Consider the following 17393-nt stretch of genomic DNA (forward strand, 5'->3'; position numbering starts at 1 on the left):
ATAGCTTACAGGAAGGTTAACCTGGGGTGGCACAGTTTACCTGGTTCATACTTAGCTTGCAAGGGCAGAGGCTTTTGTTACGCTTAAATGAACTATATGAAACGGGTTGCTATGCTTAGGACTTTCTGTATGCTATTTTGTTTGCTGGCTATTGGTTACTCGAATGCACAAAACATTTACGCTGGTCGATACAAGGCCAGTTTTACCGGGCCTCCACGTATGGCACCCACCGGCAAAGTGCCCGATGCACCCTTGGCGGGCAATGGCGATATAGGTCTTACCCTGGGCGGAACACCCGATCAGTTGTCTTTTTACCTGGGCAAAAATGATTTCTGGCGGGCCTGGCCTGTATATCCCGGCGGCGGCATTGCTTTTCCAGGTGCCCTGCAGGTTAACATCAAAGCCTTGAAAGGTGCATCCTGGTATGCTGAACAAGTGATGGACAAAGCCGCTATCCAGGCCAGTTTCTCCAACGGACAAACAAAAGTATCCCTTCATACCTGGGTGGCAGCAACACAAAATACAGTAGTGGCTGAATTTACAGCCAGTGAACCCTGCCAACTGCAATTGAAATTATGGGGGCCGAAGGCAATACTGATTAACAATGCTGGTACCTCCCATGGCGTACAATGGGTAACCCGTTCCTTTAAAGATACTGCCTTGCTGGAGTGGCCCTGTGATATAGCTATTGCCATGAAGGTATTGGGCGCCTCGGTTGTTAATAATGAGGTAACGTTGCTTCCAGGTAAAAAGATAATACTTACACTCACGCTCTTCACCAATTTTGACCATCCACAATGGAAAGCGCAGGCTATCAAGACTGCCAGTGCCTTAACCGCTGCCGGCATTGAAAAAAAGCGTATGGCTCATGAGCGTTGGTGGCAGCAGTTTTGGTCAAGGTCCACTGTGCAGTTTGGTGATCCTTATCTCGAAAAATACTATTACGCTTCCCAATACTTGCTGGCCTGCGCTTCGCGCGGTAATAAATTTGCACCCGGCATATGGGGACCTTTTATTACGAAAGATTCCACCTCCTGGGGTGGTGACTACCACCTTAATTACAATTACCAGGCGCCCTATTGGGGGCATACGCTTCCAACCAGCTTGACCTGGTGGGTAATTATGATCAGCCTTTACTGGATTATATACCGAATGGCAAGGCGCATGCCAGGGAACTGTTGAATATGAGGGGATCTATTACCCAGTAGGCATCGGGCCACGGGGACTGGTAACTACCCGCTGGCCATTAACACCCGAAGAAATGGAGAAACGATACGGTACGCGTGAAAATACCATTGATGGAGGGTATAAATTCCTCGGTCAAAAGATCAATGCGGTATTTGGTGTAGGGAATATGCTGATGCGTTTTTACAGTACTTATGATCAGCAATACGCAGCTCGTGTATATCCTTATATTGTAGAATGTGCTAACTTCTGGGAAGACTATTTGAAATTTGAAGATGGCCGGTATGTGATCTATATGGACCACTTTAATGAAGTAATGCCCCGGCTGGGTACAACAGGAAACTGGCGAGACAGGCTGGGGGATTTTAATTCCACGCTTTCCCTTGGCCTGGTAAAAATGTTGTTCAAGGGAATGGTCGATATGAGCACTTACCTGGGAAGGGATGCGGGCAGGCAGGAAAAATGGCGGCATATCCTCGATCACCTCAGTAAGTTCCCGGTAGGGGATGCGGATGGTCGACCCAGTTTGCAAAGCGTGGAAAAAGGCCCTGGGGTTATGAACGACCTGCCGGTTTGAACCGTGTGTCTATACATGGTTTGATCCTGCCGGGAGGAGTAGCTGGTCCAGTATCAGATTCTTCTTTTAATCATATCCTGCTGAATGATGTAGCGCATTGGAAAGACAAGATGAAGTCGCCAGCCGAGTGGGGCAATACCCTGAATAATGGTATCGAGACCTGCTTTCCTGCTGCGGTGCGTGTAGGGTATGATGCCGATGAAATACTGGGCTACCTCAAGGAGCGAATAGCGGTTCAATCCTTACCCAATTTGTGGATCACACAAGGGGCGGTGGTATTGAAACCCTGGCGGCTGTACCGCTTACCATCAATGAAATGCTATTGCAAAGTTATGAAGGGGTTATACGGATCTTCCCCAACTGGAACCATGCCAGGGAAGCCCGCTTTGATCAGCTAAGGGCCTATGGTGCTTTCCTGGTAAGCAGTAGCTTGAAAAATGGGCAGGTAGCCTACGTGCACTTGCGCAGTGAAAGAGCGCGCCCCTGCTTGCTTGAAAACCCCTGGCCAGGGAAAACCATACAGGTAACACGTAATGGGAAAAAGCCGAAACGCTTAATGGCAGCCGGATACAATTCGCCACGCATGAAAATGAAAGCATCCAGTTAACGGCATTGTAGATACTGTGTCAAGTTAAGTTTATTGAAGTCGCCTTCGACAGGCTCCTTTAGACAAAAGGTGAGTCACCCTGCAGCCCGGCATAGCAGCGCGGTCCCGCAGTAGTGCGGAAGCCCACCTTCAACAGGCTTAGGCTGACAACTGCCAGGTTTAATACAACTCCTTTAAATTATCATTTCCTTAGCGATAAATGCCAGACATTTGCGTCTTGTTTGATAGAAAACAGGTAATACATTCCCATGAAATCAGAGAAAGAAAAATGTTGGCCGGAGAGTTATACAATGCGGGCAGTCCGGAATTGCAGGCAGATGCAGTAGCAGCCAAAAATTGGATGAGTAAATACAATACTTCACAATCGTTGACGGGTGCTGAGCGGCAAGCGCTGCTAAGAGAAGCATTTGCAGCAGTGGGAGTGGGCACTACTATCAGACCACCCTTTCATATTGATTATGGCTACAATATTACCGTTGGCGAAGGCGTGTTCCTGAACTATAATTGTGTGATATTGGATGTAGCAACGGTTCATATTGGCGATTTTACCCAGATTGGTCCGGGCGTACAGATACTTACTGCCGATCATCCCCGTGATCCGGAAGTGCGCAAAGAGGGGCTTGAATCGGGTAAGCCCATTCATATAGGCCGAAATGTATGGATTGGTGGAGGAGCATTGATCCTACCCGGCGTAACCATTGGCGATGATGCCATTGTAGGAGCGGGAGCTGTAGTGACCCGTGATGTGCCAGCAGGTGCTACAGTGGTAGGTAATCCGGCCATTCCGGCGCCACCGAAAGGAAGGTTGAGATAAACGACTGTTGCGCCTTTGGCGCAAATAATAAAGGGCGGATGTACCAGCAGGCACATCCGCCCTTTGTAGTAATGGCTATATTGTTTGTTGCCTGACTGGCTACTTAGCCTTGTGGCATTGCGCTCATGTCCATGTAGAAATATTCCCAGTGATGACCATCGAGGTCATTGAATGACCGGCTGTACAATACGACTACTTCTTACTACCCTAAATACAACGTGTAGCGCGTTGATTTGTTCATGAGGAAATGAGTAGCCTTTATGCCTGTTGTATAACAGGTTTGCAAATATGCACAATTCCGCCTGTTAATTGGTTATTGATTGGTGGAGTCAGTCAATAATTGCTGGCAAGAAGGTTTTAAGGTAGACCTTTTGTTTATTTTATAGTTGAAAAGGGGAGCGGTTTCAAAATGATCGATTCCAGTTTCTCTACGATCTTGCCATCTTTTTCCGAAGCATCGCGTACGGCGATCCAGGCAGGGTCGGCGCGGAATGTTTCAAAGGATTTTTGCCGGCTTCTTCGCTTTTGTGGGCCAGTATGTAGATTAGTTTGGGCTGCGTACTGTCTGTTTCTAGGGTTGTCCAATAGGCAATATTGGTCATACCGTGGTTTTCAAATAGCTTGAGGGTATGATCGCGGAAGCGGGTGATCAGGTTGGGCAGCCGGCCGGGCAGGCAGGTGTAGGTGCGCAATTCAAAAGTACGTGTTGGATCTTGCTGGGAGGCCTTAATAATGGGGGAGATCGCAGCCGCATTCATGAATATGGAAGTGATCTTATTGATGATCTTGCCATTCTTTTCAGATTCAGTACTGACCCTTTTCCATTCGGGATCGGCTACAAATGCTTTCCAGGAAGCATCCCGGGCTTCTTTATTGGGGAAAGCCAGCACATAATACAAAGCGCTGTCGGGATTGCTCACAGGCAGCCAGTAACCTATATTGGTCATCCCATGTTTTTCAAAAAGTTTGGTAGTATGATTGGCAAAGCGTTCTATTAAGGTATTCAGCTTGCCGGGATGGCAATAGTAGATCCGAAGTTCAAAATAACGGGTGTCGGTTTGCTGGGCAGAGGCCAACTGATAGCCCAGGAGCAGGAGTAAAAGGATAGGAAGTGGTTTCATGGGTTAAATCTACAAAAAAGTGCTTGAATTAAGATGACCGTCAGCGTTTTTAGGTTAAGCCACCCTCCATGGACAACCCACCGCTAGTATTTTTCAGGAGTTCTATTACTTCGTTGCCATAGGTTTCGGTAAAGCGGAATCTAAGGGCCTGTTGGAATTGTTGCATAGCAAGGGCCTTATTACCCTGGTCGAGGAAGATCACACCCTTGTACTTAATAGGCATAAGCGTTCCCACGATCCAATTCCGGGGGCCAGGTATTTGGGGGTGGTGCAACCTGTAGTGAGCATGGCCACTAGTAAATGTCGATATGTATAAATCCATGTTTACATTCAATGGCCAGGTTCTTTGCCTCATTCTGCACTTCGTTGAGATCAGGACTATCCAATGGGTTCATAAGCGGCGTAAAGTTAAGGGCGCCTTGTTGGGCCTGACCCGGCAGTGAACTAACAGTTGTTTACTTTTAGAGCGCTAATATTAGAAAAAATCCCTTTAAAAACCTGAATATCCGGATATAATTTAAGAAATTTGCAGTCCTGTTTTAAATTATACAAAATGAGTAAGACGCCTGCTACGTTATTTGACAAAGTATGGGATTCCCATGTGGTCAGGAAAATTGAAGATGGTCCTGATGTATTATTTATTGACCGCCATTTCATTCATGAAGTAACCAGTCCGGTGGCCTTTCTTGGCCTGGAAACCCGGGGATTAAAGGTCATATTCCCTGAAAAAACATTTGCTACAGCCGATCATAATACGCCCACCATTAACCAGCATTTGCCGGTTGCGGATCCTCTTTCGGCCAACCAACTGAAAGCCCTGGAATCCAATTCCTCCAAATATGGTATTTCACATTGGGGTTTGGGCAATCCTAAAAATGGTATTGTACACGTAGTAGGCCCCGAAAATGGCATCACCCTGCCGGGTATGACCATTGTTTGCGGCGATTCACATACTTCTACCCATGGCGCTTTTGGCGCTATTGCCTTTGGTATTGGTACTTCCGAAGTAGAAATGGTGCTTTCTTCTCAATGCATCATGCAGCCCAAACCCAGGAAAATGCGTCTCAACGTGCATGGCAAGCTGGGCAAGGGTATTACCCCCAAGGATGTGGTGTTGTACATTATTTCAAAGCTCACCGCAGCAGGGGCTACCGGTTACTTTGTAGAATTTGCCGGCGAAGTATTTGAAAATATGACGATGGAAGGTCGTATGACGGTTTGTAATATGAGTATTGAGATGGGCGCCCGTGGCGGTATGATCGCTCGGATGAAACCACTTTTGCTTACATCAAGGGCCGTGAAAAAGCTCCCAAGGGCGAAGCCTGGGAAAAAGCACTGGCTTACTGGAAAACATTGAAAACAGAAACAGGCGCCACCTTCGACCTGGAACATAATTTCAATGCAGCTGATATAGAACCCATGATCACTTATGGCACCAATCCGGGCATGGGCATGGGGATTACCAAACATATACCTACCGCCCAGCAGGCAGGTGGCAGCAAAGCCAGCTATGATAAGTCGCTTGAGTATATGGGTTTCCATGAAGATGAAGCAATGCTGGGTAAAAAAGTGGATTATGTTTTCATCGGTAGCTGTACCAATGGCCGTATTGAAGATTTCCGCGCTTTTGCTTCCATCATAAAAGGACGAAAGAAAGCCGAACACATTACCGCCTGGATCGTTCCCGGATCTCATATTGTAGAACAACAGATCAAAGAAGAAGGTATCCTGGACATTTTAACAGCAGCCGGCTTCCAATTGCGTCAACCTGGTTGTTCCGCCTGTTTGGCCATGAATGATGACAAGATCCCTGCCGGTAAATACGCTGTGAGCACCAGTAACCGGAACTTTGAAGGAAGGCAAGGCCCCGGTGCCAGAACCCTCCTCGCCAGTCCGCTGGTGGCAGCCGCTGCTGCTGTTACAGGCGTAGTGACCGATCCGAGGGACCTGATTTAAGGAGTAGAATACAGAATACAGCAGACAGAATACAGAAGATTGAAGAGGGGCAGAGAAGACTGTATATTAACAATATTCATTAAAAAGAGCTCGTGGCTCAAAGCTCGTAGCTCGCAGCTAATATAACATGGCTTACGATAAATTTACAGTATTAACAAGTACAGCGGTTCCCATGCCGATTGAGAACGTAGATACAGATCAGATCATTCCTGCACGTTTCTTAAAAGCCACTGAACGGAAAGGATTTGGTGATAACCTGTTCCGCGACTGGCGTTACAATGCAGATGGCAGCCCCAAGCAGGATTTTGTGTTGAACAACCCCATCTACTCAGGCAAGATCCTGGTAGGCGGTCGCAATTTTGGAAGCGGCAGCAGCCGGGAACATGCCGCCTGGGCCATCTATGATTATGGTTTCCGTTGTGTGGTATCCAGCTTTTTTGCTGATATTTTCAAGAACAACTCCCTGAATATCGGCATCCTGCCGGTACAGGTAAGTCCCGCTTTCCTGGATAAGATCTTCAAGGCTATTGAAGCCGATCCCAATACGCAGGTGGAAATTAACCTGCCCGAACAATCCATTACCATCCTGGCTACCGGCGAAAAAGAATCATTTGAGATCAATGGCTATAAGAAGCACAACATGATCAATGGTTATGATGATATAGATTACTTACAGGCTATGAAAAGTGAGATCCAGACATTTGCAGCACAAAGCATGTATTAATTAAACCGTCATTATCAGTTATGTCTCCTGCTTCCCGGTATATTGAAATAATGGACACCACGCTCCGCGATGGTGAACAAACCAGCGGTGTTTCTTTTTCGGCATCGGAAAAGCTAACCATTGCCCAGCTTTTACTGACAGATGTAAAAGTGGATCGAATTGAAATTGCCTCGGCCCGCGTATCGGACGGGGAATTTGCTGCTGTAAAAGCCATTACCAAATGGGCCAAAGGCAATGGCTTGCTGCATAAGGTGGAGGTACTCACCTTTGTTGATGGCGATGTGTCGGTACAATGGATGCAAAAAGCAGGTGCCAAGGTGATGAACCTGCTTACCAAAGGTTCGCTCAACCACCTTACCCACCAATTAAAAAAGAAACCCGAACAGCATTTTGCCGAAGTAGCGGCTGTGATAGCATTGGCCCGGAAAAAGGATTGGAATGCAATGTATACCTGGAAGACTGGAGTAATGGCATGCGTCATTCGAGAGACTATGTATTTCAATACCTCGATTTCCTGCAAGATCAGCCGGTAAAAGGGTGATGTTGCCCGATACACTGGGCGTGCTCATCCCTTCGGAAGTGTATGAATTCATTTCCTCCATTGTACAACGATACCCTGGCTTGCATTTCGACTTTCATGCACACAATGATTATGACCTCGGTACAGCCAATGTGTTGGAAGGTATCAAAGCCGGCGCACATGGAATCCACCTTACGATCAATGGCATGGGCGAAAGGGCGGGGAATGCTCCATTGGCCAGCGCCATAGCTGTGCTGAATGATTTTATGCCAGGGGTTAAAACCTCGGTAGTCGAAAAATCATTGTATACAGTGAGCAAGCTGGTTGAAAGTTTCTCGGGCTTCCGTATCCCGGTAAACAAGCCGGTAGTAGGGGAAAACGTGTTTACGCAAACCGCCGGTATCCATGCCGACGGGGACAAAAAGAATAAGCTGTATTTCAGTGACCTGATGCCGGAGCGTTTTGGTCGTCAGCGCAAATACGCGTTGGGCAAAACAAGCGGCAAGGCCAATATTGAAAATAACCTGCAACAATTGGGATTGCACCTTTCGGAGCCCGATCTGAAAAAGGTAACGCAACGTATCATTGAACTGGGCGACCGGAAAGAAGTGGTTACGCAAGCCGATCTTCCTTATATCATTTCAGATGTACTGAACAGCAATGCCATCGAGGAAAAGGTAACCATTGAAAACTATGTGCTCACGCATTCTAAAAACCTCAATCCTTCTGTGACGCTTAAAATAGCTATTGAAGGGGAGTTGTTTGAAGAGCATGCACAGGGCGACGGGCAATACGATGCCTTCATGAATGCACTGAAAAAGTGTATAAGAAACGCAAGCAGGACCTGCCCTCCCTTACAGATTATGCCGTTCGTATCCCTCCAGGCGGTAAAAGTGACGCCTTGTGCGAAACGATCATTACCTGGAGTTATAACAACAAGGAATTTATTACCCGGGGATTGGATAGTGATCAAACGGTATCTGCTATTAAGGCTACTGCTAAAATGCTCAATCTGATTTAATGGGGAACCTGCATTTGGTAATTATTTTTGCAGCCTCAAAAAAATATTCATATCATAATAACCTTTCATGGCAAATAAGCACATCCTCATCGTTCCTGGCGATGGAATAGGGCAGGAAGTAACAGCAGTTGGTAAGCAAGTATTGGATAGGATCGCTTCGAAATTCGGGCATACCTTTACTTATGATGAAGCATTAATAGGGCATGTGGCCATTGAAGCAACAGGCAATCCTTTGCCCGATGAGTCACTGGAAAAAAATGAGGAAGTCGGATGCCGTATTGTTTGGTGCTGTAGGCCATCCGAAATACGATAATGATCCTTCGGCTAAAGTAAGACCCGAACAAGGGTTGCTGAAGATGCGCAAAGAACTGGGCTTATATGCCAACCTGCGCCCGATTAAGTTGTTTGATGAATTGCTGGGTGCTTCCAGTATCAAACCCGAAATATTAAAAGGTGCCGATATCCTGTTTTTCCGTGAGTTGACCGGCGATATTTACTTTGGTGAAAAAGGCAGGAAAAACAATGGTGATACGGCTTATGATATTGCGGAATACAGCCGGTACGAAGTTGAGCGCATTGCCCGCAAGGCATTTGACGCCGCCCGTACACGGAGAAAGAAATTGTGTTCAGTAGATAAAGCGAATGTAATAGAAACTTCCAGGCTTTGGAGAGAAGTGGTACAAAAAGTAGCCCTGGAATATCCCGATATCGAAGTAGAACACCAGTTTGTAGATGCGGCTGCCATGCTGCTGATCAAAGATCCCCGCCGTTTTGATGTGGTGGTTACCGCCAACCTCTTCGGTGATATCCTTACAGATGAGGCATCTCAAATTGCCGGCTCCATGGGTATGCTGGCTTCAGCTTCTATTGGCGATGGTACAGGTGTATATGAACCCATTCATGGTTCGGCCCACGATATTACGGGTAAAGGCGTGGCCAATCCTTTGGCGTCTATTTTGTCGGCTGCCTTGTTGCTGGACATTTCCTTCGGCATGAAAGCCGAGTCGGAACTGGTGATCAGTGCCGTTGATAAAGTGCTGAAAGAAGGTTTCCGCACCAGGGATATTGCTGATGCGCAAACGCCTGCCGATAAAATATTGGGTACGGTAGCGATTGGCAATGAAGTATTGAAATTCTTATAAGTTAAAAAACATAGACGCAAAGGCGACCCTTTTGGGGTCGCCTTTGCTGTTTTAGGCCATTATGTATTGATTTACAATTATATACTGGCAATTAAGAAATGGTATGGCTGCCGGGGGTGTCAGTAAGATTGTGCCCGGGCATACCCTGGGAAGACAGGAAGATAAAGGCTTGCTTCTATTCACTTGGTCTATTTATCAAGGATAATGTAAACGCAAGGCCAACGATGTGTAAGCCTAGATGCAGCGTCTCTTAATACGAACGTTGCATCTGGGCTGGATCATCACTGGATATACGCTGCATCCTACTGTAAACGGTTGATTTGCTATTAGTGCAGTACCTATCATCCAGGGGCTCTGCCTAGTGACTGGGGAACCAACGAAAGTAGGGAGGAGATGCCTGAACTCCAGGAGATCAATCACGCTTTCCCTTAAAATAGGCATAGACAGCCATGGCGTGCCCGTGGCCCAGTTCAAAATCTGCTTTCAGCCACTCTACAATTTGCCCTGCTTTCACTTTGGGGTCCAGTTCACCCTTCTGTATGAACTTTTTCTTTTCTGCCAGCTTCACAAAATCGGTTGCGCTCTTTCCTGTCTTTGTTTTAATATTGTCTAAATAGGCTTGGAATGACATGGTGATAATGTTTTAGCAAACTTATAAACTCTTGCACCGATGGAAGAAGGGGAATTGCGACATTGTGGGGTATAATTATCGACCTCCGATGGGGAGGCCGAAAAACAGTATCTTTATTCCTGCCTGTCTGAAAGATCCCCCGATCATGTATAATTAGCACCCCTCCCTGTCCAATTGCTGTATTGTTATACCATAACAAAATAAGCCGCTATGGCATTTATGAAAAGTTGGGTGATCAATAAACCTGTATTCCGGACGGTTTCAGCTGTAATTATTATTGCTTTGATCATCTGCCGCCTGTCCAATGCGGCTGTTGAAAAGAACCTGGCTCAGGTACAGCTGTATATTACTTCTAAGTTGGGGTGGATCCTGATCATTGCGGTAGACCTGCTGGTAATATTTTCCATTTACCTGGTTCAAAGCAGGTTCCGGCATATCCGCCTGGGCGGTCCCCATGCAAGGCCAGCCTTTAGTATGGGGGCCTGGTTTTCGATGTTATTCAGTGCTGGTATGGGGATTGGTATTTTGTTTTATGGGGTAGCAGAACCATTGCTACATTTTAAGCATCCTCCCTTACCCAAAGAAAGTGAAGCGGCGCTGGCCCGGCAGGCCATGTCATTTACTTTTTTGCATTGGGGCATCCATGCCTGGGCTATATATGCCATGGTAGCGTTGGCGCTGGCTTTCTTTTGCTTCAACCGTCAATTGCCTTTAACCTTCCGCTGGCTATTTTATCCGCTCTGGAAAGAGCGCCTGCATGGGTGGCTGGGACATTCTATAGATATACTGGCAGCAATGGCCACCTTGTTTGGTTTGGCCACCACGTTGGGATTTGGGGCCCGGCAAATGAGTGCAGGTATTAACCAGGTAACGCAATTGCCAGATAACTCCATTACGCAATCTGTTATTATTGTAGTCGTATCGGCTGTTGCCATTGCTTCGGTAGCCAGTGGGCTTGATAAAGGAGTTAAGCAGCTTAGCAAGCTAAATATATTGATGGCCCTGGGGTTGATGTTGATCGTTCTTGTACTGGGACCTACTGCTTTTATCATCAAGTCTTATTTCCAGAACATGGGCGGTTACTTGAATGACCTGATCAGCCTGAGTACCTGGAGTGATAGTTTTGGCGATACAGGCTGGCAAAATAACTGGACGATCTTTTATTGGAGCTGGTGGATCGCCTGGAGCCCGTTTGTAGGTATATTCATTGCTACTATCTCGAAGGGGCGTACCATTGGCGAATTCATAACCGGGGTATTGCTGGTACCTGCTTTATTGGCCTTTTGTGGTTCACTGTTTTTGGCAGCACGGCGCTACGCCAGCTATTGCAGGGGAATACTGCTGTCGCCAATGCAGCGGAGGGAAATGTGGCAGTGAGTCTATTTATATTCCTGGAACAGTTTCCATTGAGTATCATTGTTTCGGTAGTGAGTATCGTACTGATTGCCTTTTTCTTTGTTACCTCCTGCGATTCGGGTTCCCTGGTGGTAGACAGGATCACCTCTGGTGGCGCATCAAATACACCATCCAGTCAACGTGTGTACTGGGCCATTTTGCAGGGCGCCATTGCCATGGTATTGTTATGGGGTGGGGGCTTACAGGCATTACAAACGGCCACGATCATTACAGGATTGCCTTTTGGCATATTGCTCATCCTGATGTGTTATAGTTTGTGGAAGGGGTTGATGGGGAAGAGAGTCTTGAACTGTGAGATAGGAGCGCATAAGCGCAAGCCGGGTATTGCTACAGGAGAGGCAATATTCCGACCTGGCGTATGCGCAGCCAGGTTTCCTGCAATAAGTAGTTGGACTGTTGTATAAGTAAACTGGTCCTCCAATTGCTAATTTTTAAACCAATTGGTGGATAGTTTACTCCTTTTGTTAGGTTTGGGGCATGCCGGGAAACTTTATTACACAACTGGAGTATTTTGTAAGTATTATTCCTTTGACGTATGTAGCCCTGTTTCATGTGATCAACCCCATTGGATCGGGTGTACTGTTCTATAATATAACACCTGGAGCAGATGGCAACGAGCGCAGGCGATTGGCGAAAAAGATAGCTATCAATGCCGCTGTTATGCTCATCATTATATTGATGGGTGGGGTCTATATTCTTAAATTGTTTGGTATTACGGTGCCCATTGTAAAGATCTGCGGAGGGATGGTTATCCTGGCCATGGGATGGCGTTCCCTGCAAAAAGACGAGGATGTTAATGACAGTGATGATAAGATCAAGCTGGCCAACAGTATCCGTGGGTTTGAAGCTTATAAAAGCAAACTGTTCTATCCTTTCACTTTTCCTTTTACGGTAGGGCCTGGGACTATTTCTGTAGCACTGACCATCAGTGCCGAGTCGCTGGTACACCGGGGAAACAGCACGCATAGCATGTTGCAATATGCCGGAGCTATCACCTCCATCTTACTGATTGCTTTCACCATTTACCTTTGTTATGGCTCTACCGATTTCGTGATGGGCCGCCTATCCCTGCAAATGCGCAAGGTGATCATGAAGATATTTTCTTTTATTTTACTTTGTATTGGCGGACAGATCGTTTTTGGCGGGATAGAAGATTTTATCAAATATGTGATCAAAGCAATTAATGCATAACGGTTCAAAACCGGAAAAAGGAGGTGAATTGTACCCGCACATTCCTGGCTGATTCCCCATTCGCATTTTCCCTTTGTCCATACAATAGTTCTGCGGCCAGTTTAAAGTAATTGGTAAAGTAATAGGTCGTATTAAGAGCAGCATAGTTGGCTTGCTTCAACGCTTGCTGGGCGATCCTCCGTATCGTACAATCTTACCGAACTCCAACCAATGGCCGATCCCCATTTTTCGTTCCAGTACCGGTCGAAGAATACCCAATAAGAAAACATATCTACGGGTTCTAGCGCTGTTCCTTTTGCATATCCATCATAACCCTGACCACCAATACCTTCACTGTATCGTGCATAACCGCTGCCATAAGCTGCCTGGAACCGTACATCATCTTTTCCTCCCAAATTGATGCTGCCTGCAAAGTTGCCCGCATAACCCAGGGTGGTCTTTTTATTGCCCATAGCATTCTTATAATCCAGGGGATGTAAAACAGCTCCCAGGCGCAAGTGGCTCGCACTGTCATGGCCAAAGTTTTTCTGGATAGCGGCGGTGAGATCGGGGTATACAGATCGTTTTAACCAGGTATCGGGAATGGTAATATCTGCGTTCGGCTGTTCTATTGAAAAGGAAAGAAGGTATTGGTGGGGAGTGGTTTGGGTAAAACGTATTTGTGGTTGTCTTACCAGGATGCTGCCATTGGGGCCCCAGTAATCAACAATATTGGGCCATATATTGGCGTCCATGAAATTACTCCAGGTTTGTCCCAGTATCCATTTGCCATGCTGGATATAAGCGTGGCGCAAACGGGGATTACCATTGTTATTGCCCCAAAGATCAAATTCAAGAACGGCCTTTAATATACGTGCTCTGCTGTCGGTAGGCCCCAGGGCTGTAAAGGAAAAGCGTGACTGACGGATGCCAAAGGCCGTATTGGCGTCATATAGTGCGGGAATAGTGATGCTGGATGGTTGAAAACCATATTTATTGCTCATATCATATAGATCATGGATGGCGTCACCCTGTACAAAACCATTGAAACGTAAACGAACTCCTTTGACATCTGTAAATACCAATCCTTCATAGGAGCCACTTTCTATATCGTTGCGGGTGATGCCCTTTCCTTTTTCCTGGTCGGGCTTCTTTTCCTGCGCTGGTAATAATAATGTAATACAGAGTGTAATACCCAGAAAGCATATGTATTTTTTTTGTGCCACCTGACCTTTTATTTGCATGAGTCTGTAGTTAGTAAGTTGGTATCGGTGTTTGAAAGGGGCCAATAAGTCCTTACGTGAATGATTGCTGGGGGTGTTTCACCGGCTGGTGTGGGTTGAATATTCAATTAAGGTAAAGCTTTTTCGGTTTCTAAATTCTTTGAATAATAATATTTAAAATATTATGCAAATAAAAATATTTTTAAATACCATGTCTTTATGTAACTTTCGTCTACCATCTGAATAGTTTTAGTATTCAAACTATACACCTGCCAACCTCTTCACTCCTCCATCAGTTAAGGCAATGCAGAACAGCGTTAGCTACGTTGTTTGAATGATCATTCCCCCTGCCTGCTCCCGTATATGGATTGCCGGTTAAATATTCTATTCATAAAACTTTTGCCCATGCCACTTTACACAAAGAAGAAGGATGCTGCCCGTTCGGTACTAGGAATGTATGCAATGGATAGTTCAACGCACAGTATTCCCAAATACAGGATGCCCGAGAATGCGCAGGACATGCGTACTATTTACCACCTGGTGCATGATGAGTTGATGCTGGATGGTAATTCGCGGATGAACCTGGCCACTTTTTGTCAAACCTGGCTTGATGAATATGTTCACCAACTCATGGATGAATGTTTAGACAAGAACATGATCGATAAGGATGAGTACCCGCAAACAGCCGAAATAGAGAACCGCTGCGTGCATATACTGGCCGATCTTTGGAATTCACCGGCAAGTGCCGATACTATTGGATGCAGTACTACTGGTTCCAGCGAGGCTGCTATGCTGGGCGGGCTTGCGCTGAAGTGGAAATGGCGGCTGAAACGATTAAAGGAGGGGAAACCGGTAGACAAGCCCAACCTGATCTGTGGTGCCGTTCAGGTTTGCTGGCATAAGTTTGCCCGGTATTTCGATGTAGAGTTAAGGGAAGTGGGTATGGAGCATGGACGGCTTGAACTTTCGCCTGAAAAAGTACTGGAGCTGGTCGATGAAAATACCATTGGCGTGGTGCCTACTTTGGGCCTCACCTTCACGCTAACCTATGAACCAGTAAAAGCCATTGCTGATGCCCTGGATAAATTGCAGAAGCAAAAAGGATTGGATATACCCATCCATGTGGATGCCGCCAGCGGCGGTTTTATAGCTCCATTTATTGATCCCAAACTGGTCTGGGATTTCAGGATCTCTCGTGTGAAATCGATCAATGGTTCGGGACATAAATATGGTCTTAGCCCATTGGGAGTAGGTTGGGTAATATGGCGTGAAAAACATGATCTGCCCGAAGAGTTGGTCTTCCGGGTAAATTACCTGGGAGGGGATATGCCCACTTTTGCCTTGAATTTCTCCCGCCCGGGAGGCCAGATCGTGGCCCAATACTATAACTTGCTCCGGCATGGAAAAGAAGGCTATACCAAGCTTCAGCAGGCTTGCCTGGATCATGCCGCTTATATTGCCGATGCCATAGGTAAAATGGACCATTTTGATATCCTGTATGATGGACGCGGTGGTTTGCCTGGCGCCTGCTGGACGCTTAAAAAGAAAAGCAAACATGGGTTTACCTTGTATGATATAACTGAAAAGATCCGCTCCCGGGGCTGGCAGATTGCTTCCTACCCCTTAACAGGCTCAGCCAGTGATATTGTAGTACAGCGGGTATTGATCCGTCATGGATTCAGCCGGGATATGGCAGATATGCTGATCGAAGATTATCAGCGTTGTGTAGAACATTTTGAGAAACATCCGGTGGCTGTACCTTTGACCCAGGCCGAAGGTGGTGGATTCCATCATTGAGGTGATCAGTAGCGTTTAATATAAAATAATGGAGGGATACATACATCCCCTCCCTTGTTTTTATAGTGCTGGTACATGAAATAATTTTTGATCTGTTCTACAGGATATTCTTCCCACGCCCTGGCCGGTCGTGGAATGGGATTACCCAATGCATCAGGTTAGCATCAAAAAAATGGAGATAATTGGGATAGCAGGTTGATCGGGTTAGGGTATTATCATCCCTGCTATGCTAGTATAGCATTTGCAAAAATTTTGGTTAACAATATTACCAATAACCCTATTTTCCGGTACCCTAAAAGCTAGCGTATAATCTAAATTGTAAGCTATTTTAACGTCTTGTGTAGGTTACGCCTGCAGGTAATGATTTGGTTCCCTCACCCAGCCAATTCCCTTTAATATCGCGTAAGTAAGGCTATTTCGCCCAATTCATTAAGCGAAGATTGGTCAGTAAAATAAGCCCGCCCTTTTTTCTCAACCACTTCCCACACAATGTTATTCACAATATCGTCGGTAATACCCGGAACAGTGGCATCATTGGTGAATTCAAAACCTGTATTGGTAATGCCAATGGACTGGGCATAATCGTTTTTACCATCAGTAGTTCGCCGCGCCCTTCTTTAGCGGCTTGCCAAATCTCCTGCAGGTCGGTAATTACTTTGCCTGCGGATACCCCGGCAAATAATTCGTTGATGGCGGCAGTTCTGTTGGCTGTTTGAAGGTCTTTAATAAGGGGCCATGCTTTTTCAGCTAGGTGATGAACATCTTTGTTGTGATGGTCAATAGGGAAGTGGCCGGCATAAATAGAGGCTATATCAGCCACCTGGAGTAACAGGTCGTAATTAACACGATTGGCGGCAACGATCACCGGTAAAGGCGTTTGACGGTGAACGGCTACCATATTCTTGTCAATCCTGTTCAGGAATTCTTTTAGTTGATTGTCTACCTGCTTAGGGTCACTGGCTTTAAGTTGATCCGTCAGGTAATGAGTATTCTCTTTGGCTGGAAATCCATGATCGTGTACTGCTGACTGTACTTTTTCATCAAAGGCTTCAAAGAGCTGTACCCCGTCAGGGTCCAGCAATAAAATATAATAGGCTGCGGTCCGGTTATAAGCTTTGACCAGGTCGCGCAGGGCAAATTGATCATCTAAGTAAACCTTGTTCTCTGTTGGCGGCCAAATGGTGCGGATATAGGTTTTTGTGTCGTTAGCAAGGAATATATAAAGCCCATCGAGGTTATAATTATGGTCTATGTCCTGTTCAACCGCGTGTATATGCTGGAGCAGGTTGGCTACCGTTCTTTTGTCGTATACCTGCAACAGGCGTTTTGTTGCTTCAGTGAGCAGGTTCTTCAGCTGAATAGGATCTTGCTGATTGTCGGGATGGGTGCGGTGCGTGTGCAGGGCGAGGGTAATACAAGGGCCCTCTTTCTTTCCTGCCAGTGCCTGGATCTGTTGTTTTAGCATAGATAGATTTTTTCTGCAAACAAT

Annotated in this window: 15 protein-coding genes and 5 pseudogenes; 14 read left to right on the forward strand and 6 right to left on the reverse strand. The window is 46.2% G+C overall.

Annotation, left to right across the window (positions count from 1 at the left end; genetic code table 11):
* Positions 1-96: 96 nt before the first annotated feature.
* From RS881_RS26520 to RS881_RS61710, 5 genes and pseudogenes are all read left to right on the forward strand, one after another.
* Complete coding sequence (locus tag RS881_RS26520; protein ID WP_315823857.1) at positions 97-1182, forward strand: glycosyl hydrolase family 95 catalytic domain-containing protein; 1086 nt, start codon at positions 97-99, stop codon at positions 1180-1182.
* Between the two features lie 79 nt (positions 1183-1261).
* On the forward strand, positions 1262-1762 hold the full coding sequence (locus RS881_RS26525) for a glycosyl hydrolase family 95 catalytic domain-containing protein (protein WP_315823858.1): 501 nt from the start codon (positions 1262-1264) through the stop codon (positions 1760-1762).
* 253 nt (positions 1763-2015) lie between these two features.
* Positions 2016-2369 carry a hypothetical protein gene (locus tag RS881_RS26530; protein WP_315823859.1) on the forward strand — a complete coding sequence of 118 codons (354 nt, stop codon included), beginning with the start codon at positions 2016-2018 and terminating at the stop codon, positions 2367-2369.
* Between the two features lie 268 nt (positions 2370-2637).
* Positions 2638-2778, forward strand: a pseudogene (locus tag RS881_RS61705) (maltose acetyltransferase domain-containing protein); the annotation flags it as partial.
* Positions 2779-3009: 231 nt separating this feature from the next.
* A pseudogene (locus RS881_RS61710) lies at positions 3010-3150 on the forward strand (DapH/DapD/GlmU-related protein); the annotation flags it as partial.
* Between the two features lie 461 nt (positions 3151-3611).
* On the opposite strand, the gene RS881_RS26540 reads toward RS881_RS61710, so the two are convergent.
* Positions 3612-4304, reverse strand: a complete 693-nt coding sequence (locus RS881_RS26540) for an NIPSNAP family protein (RefSeq protein ID WP_315823861.1) — start codon at positions 4302-4304, stop codon at positions 3612-3614.
* 49 nt (positions 4305-4353) lie between these two features.
* Positions 4354-4659, reverse strand: a complete 306-nt coding sequence (locus RS881_RS26545; RefSeq protein WP_315823862.1) for a hypothetical protein — start codon at positions 4657-4659, stop codon at positions 4354-4356.
* Between the two features lie 198 nt (positions 4660-4857).
* Here RS881_RS26545 and leuC point away from each other — a divergent pair.
* From leuC to leuB, 6 genes and pseudogenes are all read left to right on the forward strand, one after another.
* Positions 4858-6260, forward strand: a pseudogene (gene leuC / locus RS881_RS26550) (3-isopropylmalate dehydratase large subunit).
* A 127-nt stretch (positions 6261-6387) separates the two neighbouring features.
* On the forward strand, positions 6388-6984 hold the full coding sequence (gene leuD, locus RS881_RS26555) for a 3-isopropylmalate dehydratase small subunit (protein WP_315823863.1): 597 nt from the start codon (positions 6388-6390) through the stop codon (positions 6982-6984).
* Between the two features lie 20 nt (positions 6985-7004).
* Positions 7005-7517, forward strand: a complete 513-nt coding sequence (locus tag RS881_RS26560; protein WP_315823864.1) for a hydroxymethylglutaryl-CoA lyase-like TIM-barrel protein — start codon at positions 7005-7007, stop codon at positions 7515-7517.
* 7 nt (positions 7518-7524) lie between these two features.
* Positions 7525-8525: pseudogene (locus RS881_RS26565) on the forward strand (LeuA family protein).
* A 67-nt stretch (positions 8526-8592) separates the two neighbouring features.
* The gene (locus RS881_RS26570; RefSeq protein ID WP_315823865.1) at positions 8593-8838 is read left to right on the forward strand and encodes an isocitrate/isopropylmalate family dehydrogenase; all 246 of its coding nucleotides are present in this window, start codon (positions 8593-8595) and stop codon (positions 8836-8838) included.
* Positions 8783-9667 (forward strand): 3-isopropylmalate dehydrogenase, encoded by an 885-nt coding sequence (gene leuB / locus RS881_RS26575; protein ID WP_315823866.1) that lies wholly within the window; start codon positions 8783-8785, stop codon positions 9665-9667. Before RS881_RS26570 ends, leuB begins: the two co-directional genes overlap by 56 nt.
* Positions 9668-10079: 412 nt before the next feature.
* Here the strand turns inward: leuB and RS881_RS26580 are convergent, their stop codons facing one another.
* Positions 10080-10298: a DUF4287 domain-containing protein gene (locus RS881_RS26580; RefSeq protein WP_315823867.1), complete on the reverse strand. Its 219-nt coding sequence runs from the start codon at positions 10296-10298 to the stop codon at positions 10080-10082.
* Positions 10299-10517: 219 nt separating this feature from the next.
* Between RS881_RS26580 and RS881_RS26585 the strand changes: the two are divergent.
* Both RS881_RS26585 and RS881_RS26590 read left to right on the forward strand, forming a co-directional pair.
* Positions 10518-12118: pseudogene (locus RS881_RS26585) on the forward strand (BCCT family transporter).
* 73 nt (positions 12119-12191) lie between these two features.
* Positions 12192-12905, forward strand: a complete 714-nt coding sequence (locus tag RS881_RS26590) for a MarC family protein (RefSeq protein ID WP_315823868.1) — start codon at positions 12192-12194, stop codon at positions 12903-12905.
* A gap of 4 nt (positions 12906-12909) precedes the next feature.
* Here the strand turns inward: RS881_RS26590 and RS881_RS26595 are convergent, their stop codons facing one another.
* Positions 12910-13065, reverse strand: coding sequence for a hypothetical protein (locus RS881_RS26595; protein ID WP_315823869.1), 156 nt, complete (start codon positions 13063-13065; stop codon positions 12910-12912).
* Complete coding sequence (locus RS881_RS26600; RefSeq protein ID WP_315823870.1) at positions 13037-14110, reverse strand: DcaP family trimeric outer membrane transporter; 1074 nt, start codon at positions 14108-14110, stop codon at positions 13037-13039. Before RS881_RS26600 ends, RS881_RS26595 begins: the two co-directional genes overlap by 29 nt.
* 402 nt (positions 14111-14512) lie before the next feature.
* Here RS881_RS26600 and gad point away from each other — a divergent pair, with 402 nt between their 5' ends.
* Positions 14513-15904: a glutamate decarboxylase gene (gad, locus tag RS881_RS26605; protein WP_315823871.1), complete on the forward strand. Its 1392-nt coding sequence runs from the start codon at positions 14513-14515 to the stop codon at positions 15902-15904.
* 496 nt (positions 15905-16400) lie between these two features.
* Here gad and RS881_RS26610 read toward each other — a convergent pair whose 3' ends face one another.
* Entirely contained in the window at positions 16401-17369 is a 969-nt protein-coding gene (locus RS881_RS26610; protein WP_315823872.1) for a baeRF3 domain-containing protein, read from the reverse strand.
* Positions 17370-17393 lie beyond the last annotated feature (24 nt).

This window comes from Paraflavitalea speifideaquila (assembly GCF_032395985.1).
Classification (GTDB): domain Bacteria; phylum Bacteroidota; class Bacteroidia; order Chitinophagales; family Chitinophagaceae; genus Paraflavitalea; species Paraflavitalea speifideaquila.

Excerpts from the sequence above, each read along its gene's own strand:
- leuB (WP_315823866.1), top strand. The coding sequence starts at position 8,783 with ATGAGGAAGTCGGATGCCGTATTGTTTGGTGCTGTAGGCCATCCGAAA.
- leuD (WP_315823863.1), top strand. The coding sequence starts at position 6,388 with ATGGCTTACGATAAATTTACAGTATTAACAAGTACAGCGGTTCCCATG.
- RS881_RS26525 (WP_315823858.1), top strand. The coding sequence starts at position 1,262 with ATGGAGAAACGATACGGTACGCGTGAAAATACCATTGATGGAGGGTAT.
- gad (WP_315823871.1), top strand. The coding sequence starts at position 14,513 with ATGCCACTTTACACAAAGAAGAAGGATGCTGCCCGTTCGGTACTAGGA.
- RS881_RS26520 (WP_315823857.1), top strand. The coding sequence starts at position 97 with ATGAAACGGGTTGCTATGCTTAGGACTTTCTGTATGCTATTTTGTTTG.
- RS881_RS26580 (WP_315823867.1), bottom strand. The coding sequence starts at position 10,298 with ATGTCATTCCAAGCCTATTTAGACAATATTAAAACAAAGACAGGAAAG.
- RS881_RS26570 (WP_315823865.1), top strand. The coding sequence starts at position 8,593 with ATGGCAAATAAGCACATCCTCATCGTTCCTGGCGATGGAATAGGGCAG.
- RS881_RS26610 (WP_315823872.1), bottom strand. The coding sequence starts at position 17,369 with ATGCTAAAACAACAGATCCAGGCACTGGCAGGAAAGAAAGAGGGCCCT.
- RS881_RS26560 (WP_315823864.1), top strand. The coding sequence starts at position 7,005 with ATGTCTCCTGCTTCCCGGTATATTGAAATAATGGACACCACGCTCCGC.
- RS881_RS26545 (WP_315823862.1), bottom strand. The coding sequence starts at position 4,659 with ATGAGGCAAAGAACCTGGCCATTGAATGTAAACATGGATTTATACATA.
- RS881_RS26540 (WP_315823861.1), bottom strand. The coding sequence starts at position 4,304 with ATGAAACCACTTCCTATCCTTTTACTCCTGCTCCTGGGCTATCAGTTG.
- RS881_RS26590 (WP_315823868.1), top strand. The coding sequence starts at position 12,192 with ATGCCGGGAAACTTTATTACACAACTGGAGTATTTTGTAAGTATTATT.